Origin of the sequence: Streptomyces sp. MB09-02B, from assembly GCF_033794485.1 — a bacterium.
GTDB lineage: Bacteria > Actinomycetota > Actinomycetes > Streptomycetales > Streptomycetaceae > Streptomyces.
On the sequence record NZ_JARGEE010000061.1, the window covers coordinates 21,912 to 29,844 of the forward strand.

The following is a 7,933-nucleotide window of genomic DNA, read 5'->3' on the forward strand; positions in this document are numbered from 1 at the left end:
GTGCTCACAGCTGACCGACGTCGGTGACCTTGACGACGGCGCGTCCCTCGGCGTCGGAGGCCGCGAGGTCGATCTCCGCGCTGATGCCCCAGTCATGATCGCCGTTCGGGTCGGCGAAGGTCTGGCGGACGCGCCACAGCCCGTTCTGCGGCTCCTCCTCGATCATCAACAGCCGCGGGCCACGGGCATCGGGACCGGTGCCGAGTTCTTCGTACTCGTCCCAGTACTTGTCCATCGCCTCGCCCCACCGCTCGGCGTCCCAGCCGGCCTCGGCGTCCATCTCGCCCAACTCGTCCACCTGGTCGAGCGCGGCCAGCTCGACGCGGCGGAACATGGCGTTGCGGACGAGCACCCGGAAGGCACGCGCGTTGGAGGTGACCGGCTTGACCTGGTCGGCCCGCTCCTGCGCCTCCTCGGCCGTCATCTCCTCGGGGTTGGCCAGCTGCTCCCACTCGTCGAGGAGACTGGAGTCGACCTGGCGCACCATCTCCCCGAGCCAGGCGATCAGGTCCTCCAGATCGTCCGACTTCAGATCGTCGGGGACGGTGTGGTCGAGGGCCTTGTAGGCACCGGCGAGGTAGCGCAGCACGATGCCCTCGGTGCGGGCCAGCTCGTAATGGGACACCAACTCCGTGAAGGACATGGCCCGTTCGTACATGTCGCGGATCACGGACTTCGGCGACAGCGGATGGTCGCCGACCCAGGGGTGGCTCTTGCGGTACGTGTTGTACGCGTGGAAGAGCAGCTCCTCCAGAGGCTTGGGGTAGCTGACGTCCTGCAGCCGCTCCATGCGCTCCTCGTACTCGACGCCGTCGGCCTTCATCGCGGCCACGGCCTCACCGCGCGCCTTGTTCTGCTGGGCGGCGAGGATCTGTCGCGGGTCGTCCAGCGTCGACTCGACGACGGACACCATGTCGAGGGCGTACGACGGGGATTCAGGGTCCAACAGTTCGAACGCGGCCAGCGCAAAGGTGGACAGCGGCTGGTTGAGCGCGAAGTCCTGCTGAAGATCGACCGTCAGTCGGACGATACGGCCCTCGGCGTCCGGCTGGTCGAGCTTCTCGACGATGCCGCCGTCGAGGAGCGAGCGGTAGATCGCGATGGCGCGGCGGATGTGCCGCAGCTGCTGCCTGCGGGGTTCGTGGTTGTCCTCCAGCAGATGGCGCATCGCCTCGAAGGCGTTGCCCGGCCGGGCGATCACCGACAGCAGCATCGTGTGGGTGACGCGGAAGCGGGAGGTGAGCGGCTCCGGGTCGGAGGCGATGAGCTTCTCGAAGGTGTTGTCGGTCCAGCCGACGAACCCTTCGGGAGCCTTCTTGCGGACCACCTTGCGGCGCTTCTTCGGGTCGTCGCCGGCTTTGGCGAGGGCCTTCTCGTTCTCGATGACGTGCTCGGGCGCCTGCCCCACCACGTAGCCCGCCGTGTCGAAGCCGGCCCGTCCGGCGCGGCCCGCGATCTGGTGGAACTCGCGGGCCCGCAGGGTCCGCACCCGGTTGCCGTCGTACTTGGTGAGGGCGGTGAACAGCACGGTGCGGATGGGTACGTTGACGCCGACGCCGAGTGTGTCCGTGCCGCAGATGACCTTCAGCAGACCTGCCTGGGCGAGCTTTTCCACCAGGCGTCGATACTTGGGCAGCATGCCGGCATGGTGGACGCCGATGCCGTGCCGAACGTAACGGGAGAGGTTGCGGCCGAACTTGGTGGTGAAGCGGAAGTTGCCGATCAGCTCGGCGATCCGGTCCTTCTCCTCCCGTGTGCACATGTTGATGCTCATCAGTGCCTGCGCCCGCTCCACGGCCTGAGCCTGCGTGAAGTGCACGATGTAGACCGGAGCCTGCTTGGTGGCGAGCAGCTCGGTGAGCGTCTCCGTGAGCGGGGTCAGGACGTACTCGTAGGACAGGGGCACCGGGCGCGTCGCCGAGCGGACCACGGCGGTCGGGCGACCGGTGCGCCGGGTGAGGTCCTTCTCGAACATGGAGACGTCGCCGAGCGTCGCCGACATCAGGATGAACTGGGCCTGCGGCAGCTCGAGGATCGGGATCTGCCAGGCCCAGCCCCGATCGGCCTCCGCGTAGAAGTGGAACTCGTCCATCACGACCTGGCCGACGTCGGCGTGCTTGCCGTCGCGCAGCGCGATGGAGGCCAGCACCTCGGCGGTGCAGCAGATGACGGGGGCGTCGGCGTTCACGGAGGCGTCGCCGGTGAGCATGCCGACGTTCTCGGTGCCGAAGATCTTGCACAGCTCGAAGAACTTCTCCGAGACGAGCGCCTTGATCGGGGCCGTGTAGAAGGTGACCTCGTCGCGGGCGAGCGCCGCGAAGTGGGCGCCCGCCGCGATCATGCTCTTGCCGGAGCCGGTGGGCGTCGACACGATCACGTTCGCGCCGGAGACCACCTCGATGAGCGCCTCCTCCTGATGCGGATAGAGGGTGAGGCCGCGTTCCTGGGCCCACGACTCGAAGGCTTCGTAGAGGGCGTCGGGGTCGGCGGTCCGCGGCAGCTGATCGATGAGGGTCACGCCCCCATCTTGCCTGTCCGCGCACCCGATGGGGGAATCGGTTGCCGGACCGAAGATCGCGAACGCTACGCTGTGGCGCCGACGGAACGTCAGCGCACCTGGACAACTGGACAGCGGCACAAGGCGCCTGGACAGCGGCACGAACGGAACGGGACGGGGCACGGCCATGATGGGACCAGCACACTCACTGTCGGGAGCCGCCGCCTGGCTCGGTGTGGGAGCCGCCGCGGCCGCCACCGGGCACACGATGCCCTGGCCGGTGCTCCTGGTCGGTGCGCTGATCTGCGCGGGCGCCGCCCTGGCACCGGACCTGGACCACAAGGCGGCTACGATCTCCCGCTCCTTCGGTCCGCTGTCGCGCTGGGTGTGCGAGATCGTCGACAAGCTGTCGTACGCCGTCTACAAGGCGACGAAGAAGCAGGGCGACCCGCGTCGCTCGGGTGGGCACCGCACGCTCACGCACACCTGGCTGTGGGCGGCGCTGCTCGGTGCCGGTGCCTCCGTCGCCGCGATCACCGGGGGCCGATGGGCGGTGCTGGCCATTCTCTTCGTGCACCTGGTCCTGGCCATCGAGGGCCTGTTGTGGCGGGCGGCCCGGGGTTCGAGCAGCGATGTGCTGGTGTGGTTGCTGGGGGCGACCAGTGCCTGGATCCTCGCGGGTGTCCTGGACAAGCCCGGCAACGGGGCGGACTGGCTTTTCACACAGCCGGGCCAGGAGTATCTGTGGCTCGGGTTGCCGATCGTGCTCGGCGCCCTGGTCCACGACATCGGGGACTCGCTGACCGTGTCGGGCTGCCCGATCCTGTGGCCTATACCGATCGGGCGCAAGCGCTGGTACCCGTTGGGCCCACCGAAGGTGATGCGGTTCCGGGCCGGCAGTTGGGTCGAGCTGAGGGTGCTGATGCCGGTGTTCATGGTGCTGGGGGGAGTGGGCGCGGCGGCGGCGTTGAACGTCATCTGACCGGGCGCGGGCCTTCCCGCCCGCGTACCGACCGTCGCGGTCCAGGCGGAGGCGCGGCCCCTGCCGCAGACCGCCCGGCTCCGGGCGACGGGCTCGCGTCGGGGTCAGCTCGGCAGGGCGTCCTCGTCCACGATGTGCATGGCGGCCTCCTCGGCGGAGGCGGCCGCTCCGTCGATCCCCACGTCGGTGGCGATCAGCCCGCTCTCCTCGTCCTCGTGCGCGCCCTCGTCAGGGGCGACCAGACGGCCGGAGCGGAGGTCTCCCACCTCGTTGTCGAGCGGCTCGCCCTCGGTGTCCTGGGAGTCGCCGATGCCGTCCCCGTCAGGGGAGGCGATGTCCGGGAGCTCTTCGGCGAGGCGCTGCTCCAGGGTCTCGCCGCGCAGCCGCTCCGCCGCCGTCACACCGGTGTGCTCCACCGCCCATGGCCGCTCCGGTGGGGACCAGCCCCGGTCGAGGGGGTCGGCCACACCGTCGGCGACCAGGGTGTCCTCGGCGTCCAGCAGCCCCGCGTCGTCCTGGATCTCGGATCCGTCTGGCTGGTAGACGTCGTCTCCCCATCCGCCGGCTCTGTCCACGGGTACCTCCAGTGGTGGGGCGGGCCCGGTGCCACCGCTCGGCGACGGTGGGCGCGCGGACCGCTGGGCGGCGGCCCGACCCCCGTGAACCGGGCGGTCCACGGGCGTCCCCCGAATCAGTGCCCACCACCAGCCTTCCACTCGCGTTCGGCACCGCGCAACGGCAGGGCGACGGCCGCCGCCGGACCCGGCCGGAGTCGCAGCTCTCCGTCAGCCGTGCCACGACCTCCACAGCGCGGCGTACGCGCCGCCCGCCGCGACGAGCTGGTCGTGGCTGCCCAGCTCGCTGATGCGTCCGTTCTCCACGACGGCGATGACGTCGGCGTCGTGGGCGGTGTGCAGACGGTGGGCGATGGCGACGACGGTACGGCCGTCGAGGACGCGGGCGAGGGAGCGTTCCAGATGGCGGGCCGCCCGCGGGTCGAGCAGCGAGGTCGCCTCGTCCAGGACCAGCGTGTGCGGGTCGGCGAGGACCAGCCGGGCCAGCGCGATCTGCTGGGCCTGCGCCGGGGTGAGCGTGAACCCGCCGGAACCGACCTCGGTGTCCAGCCCCGCGTCCAGTTCCCGCGCCCAGGTGTCGGCGTCGACCGCGCCCAGCGCCGCCCACAGCTCGGCGTCCTGGGCACCCGTGCGGGCCAGGAGCAGGTTGTCGCGGAGGGAGCCGACGAAGACGTGGTGCTCCTGGTTGACCAGGGCGACATGGGAGCGAACGTCCTCGGCGGGCATCCGGGACAGCTCGGCACCGCCGAGGGTGATACGGCCGTCGCGGGGCGCGTAGATCCCGGCGAGCAGTCGGCCCAGGGTCGACTTGCCCGCGCCGGAGGGGCCGACGAGGGCGAGCCGGGTGCCGGGCGCGACTTCCAGGGACACCTTGCGCAGGACGTCGACGCCTTCGCGGTACCCGAAGCGCACCTGGTCGGCGTGGACATGGCGTCCCTCGGGGGCCACGTCCGGGTCGCCCGCGTCGGGCTCGATGTCCCGTACCCCGACCAGCCGGGCCAGCGACACCTCGGCGACCTGCAGTTCGTCGTACCAGCGGAGGATCAGGTTGACGGGGTCGACGAGCATCTGGGCGATGAGGGCGCCCGTGGTCAGCTGTCCGAGCCCGATCCAGCCCTGGAGGACGAACACCCCGCCGATGATCAGGACGGATGCGAGGACGGTGGTGTGCGTGATGTTGATGACGGGGAAGAGCACCGACCGCAGCCACAGGGTGTACCGCTCCCAGGCTGTCCATTCGCGGACCCGCTGGTCGGAGAGGTCGATGCGGCGGGTGCCGAGGCGGTGGGCCTCGACGGTGCGGCCGGCGTCCACCGTCTCCGCGAGGACGGCGGCGACGGCGGCGTACCCGGCGGACTCCGAGCGGTACGCGGAGGGGGCGCGCTTGAAGTACCAGCGGCAGCCGACCACCAGCACGGGCAGGGCCAGCAGGACGGCGAGGGCCAGCGGGGGCGCGGTCACGGCGAGGCCGCCGAGGAGCAGGCCGACCCACACCACGCCGATGGCCAGCTGGGGCACGGCCTCGCGCATGGCGTTGCCGAGCCGGTCGATGTCCGTGGTGATGCGGGAGAGCAGGTCACCCGTGCCGGCGCGTTCCAGAACACCCGGCGGCAGGCCGACCGAACGGACGAGGAAGTCCTCGCGCAGGTCGGCCAGCATCCGCTCGCCGAGCATCGCGCCCCGCAGTCGTACCTCCCGTACGAAGACGGCCTGGACGACGAGGGCGACGACGAACACCGTCGCGGTGACTTCGAGATGGAGCTCGCGTGCCCCGTCGGAGACGCGTTCGACGAGAGCGCCGAGGACGTAGGGGCCCGCCATCGAGGCCACGACGGCGACCGTGTTCACGGTGATGAGCAGGACGAACGCCCGACGGTGGCGGCGGAACAGTTCGGCCACGTAGGCGCGTACGGTCGCGGGGGCGCCGACGGGCAGGGTGTTCGCCGTCGTCGGGGCGGCCGGGTCGTAGGCCGGGGGCGCCACGCCGATCATGCGGTCTCCTCGATTTCTTCCAGTTCGTCCAGCACTTCACCGAGAGTGGTCCTGCGATCATGCGGTGGGCCTGCCAAGCCCGTCTTCTCGCCGTCCCTCTCGCCGGTCTCCTCGTCGGTCTCGCGGGTGACGACGGCTCGGTACCGGGATTCCCTGTGGATCAGGTCGCGGTGCAGGCCGACCGCCGCGACCTCGCCGTCGTGGACGAGGACGACGCGGTCGGCGAGGTCCAGCAGGAGGGGCGAGGAGGTGAGGACGACCGTCGTGTTGCCCGTGCGCAGGGAGCGGACGCCGGCGGCGACCCTGGCCTCGGTGTGCGAGTCGACGGCGGAGGTCGGCTCGTCGAGGACCAGCACGTTGGGGTCCGTGATCAGGGAGCGGGCCAGGGCGAGTCGCTGGCGCTGGCCGCCGGACAGAGACCGTCCGCGCTCGGTGATCCGCGCGTCCATCGGGTCCTCGGCGTCCAGTGACCCCTGGACCAGGGCTTCCAGCACGTCACCGCACTGGGCGGCGGTCAGCGCCTCCTCGGCGGTGACCTGCCCCGAGGCGGGGACGTCGAGGAGGTCGCGCAGAGTGCCGGAGAGCAGCACCGGGTCCTTGTCCTGGACGAGGACGGCCGTGCGGGCGGAGCCGAGGGGCAGTTCGTCGAGCGGTACACCGCCGAGGAGTACTGAGGTGCCCTCCTCGGGGGCGTGGCCGCCCAGCCGTTCCGCCAGTCGTCCGGCCGCGTCAGGGTCACCGCACACCACTGCTGTGAGGCACCCGGCGGGCGCGAGCAGCCCGGTGGCCGGGTCGTACAGGTCTCCGGTGGGCACGGTGGCCTCTCGGGACCCCTCGGTGTCCGTGGCCCGCTGCAGCGACAGCACCCGGGCGGCCCGCTTGGCGGACGGTCGGGAGAAGGAGTACGCCATCGCGATCTCCTCGAAGTGTCTGAGCGGATACGTCAGCAGCATGACCGCGCTGTACACGGTGACCAGTTCGCCGACCGTGATCCGGCCCTCGCGGGCGAGACCCACGCCGTGCCAGACGACCGCGATCATGAGCAGACCGGGCAGCAGCACCTGGATGCCGGAGATGAGGGCCCACATACGGGCGCTGCGTACGGCGGCGTGCCGGACCTCCTGGGAGGCGCGGCGGTAGCGGTCGAGGAAGAGGTCCTCGCCGCCGATGCCGCGCAGCACGCGCAGGCCCGCGACGGTGTCGGAGGCCAGCTCGGTGGCGCGGCCGGCCTTCTCGCGCTGGAAGTCGGCGCGGCGGGTCGCGCGGGGCAGCAGCGGAAGCACGGCCAGCGCGAGGACGGGGACTCCGACGGCGACGACGATGCCCAGGGCGGGCTGGTACACGACCAGACCGACACAGACCAGCACCACGGTGAGGGCGGCGGCGATGAAGCGGGAGACGGCCTCGACGAACCAGCCGATCTTCTCGACGTCGCCGGTGGAGACCGCGACCACCTCTCCGGCCGCGACCCGGCGGGTCAGCGCCGAGCCGAGCTGGGCGGTCTTGCGGGCCAGCAGTTGCTGGACGCGGGCGGCGGCCGTGATCCAGTTGGTGACCGCCGACCGGTGCAGGAAGGTGTCGCCGAGCGCGATGGTGAACCCGCACACCATCATCACCACGCCCGCGAGGGCGAGTCGGGAGCCGGAGCGGTCGACCACCGCCTGGATGGCGAAGCCGACACAGAACGGCAGTCCGGCCACGGAGGTGAAGTGCAACAGCCCCCACGCCAGCGCCTTGAACTGTCCGCCCAGTTGATTCCGGCCGAGCCACCACAGGAATCGGGGGCCCGAGCGAGCGTCCGGCACGCCCGGGTCTTTGTACGGAAGCTCTTGAATCTGCATGACGTCCCAGAGGCTCGAGTCAGGGGTGGGGGAAGCGGGGGAGAAG

The 7,933-nt window shown here is 71.0% G+C and carries 5 protein-coding genes; 1 reads left to right on the forward strand and 4 read right to left on the reverse strand.

Translation table 11 applies throughout. The annotated features are described in order from the left end of the window. Nucleotides 1–4: 4 nt before the first annotated feature. Nucleotides 5–2,518, reverse strand: a complete 2,514-nt coding sequence (locus tag P1P70_RS11970; protein WP_319236797.1) for a DEAD/DEAH box helicase — start codon at nt 2,516–2,518, stop codon at nt 5–7. 166 nt (nt 2,519–2,684) lie between these two features. Between P1P70_RS11970 and P1P70_RS11975 the strand changes: the two genes are divergently transcribed. Further along, complete coding sequence (locus P1P70_RS11975) at nt 2,685–3,479, forward strand: metal-dependent hydrolase (protein WP_319236798.1); 795 nt, start codon at nt 2,685–2,687, stop codon at nt 3,477–3,479. Between the two features lie 104 nt (nt 3,480–3,583). Here the strand turns inward: P1P70_RS11975 and P1P70_RS11980 are convergent, their stop codons facing one another. The 3 genes from P1P70_RS11980 to P1P70_RS11990 all read right to left on the reverse strand — a co-directional run bounded on the left by P1P70_RS11980 (nt 3,584) and on the right by P1P70_RS11990 (nt 7,887). After that, entirely contained in the window at nt 3,584–4,054 is a 471-nt protein-coding gene (locus tag P1P70_RS11980) for a DUF5709 domain-containing protein (RefSeq protein ID WP_319236799.1), read from the reverse strand. Nucleotides 4,055–4,264: 210 nt separating this feature from the next. Beyond that, nucleotides 4,265–6,046 (reverse strand): ABC transporter ATP-binding protein, encoded by a 1,782-nt coding sequence (locus P1P70_RS11985; protein ID WP_319236800.1) that lies wholly within the window; start codon nt 6,044–6,046, stop codon nt 4,265–4,267. Further along, the gene (locus tag P1P70_RS11990) at nt 6,043–7,887 is read right to left on the reverse strand and encodes an ABC transporter ATP-binding protein (protein ID WP_319236802.1); all 1,845 of its coding nucleotides are present in this window, start codon (nt 7,885–7,887) and stop codon (nt 6,043–6,045) included. Before P1P70_RS11990 ends, P1P70_RS11985 begins: the two co-directional genes overlap by 4 nt. Nucleotides 7,888–7,933: the final 46 nt, after the last annotated feature.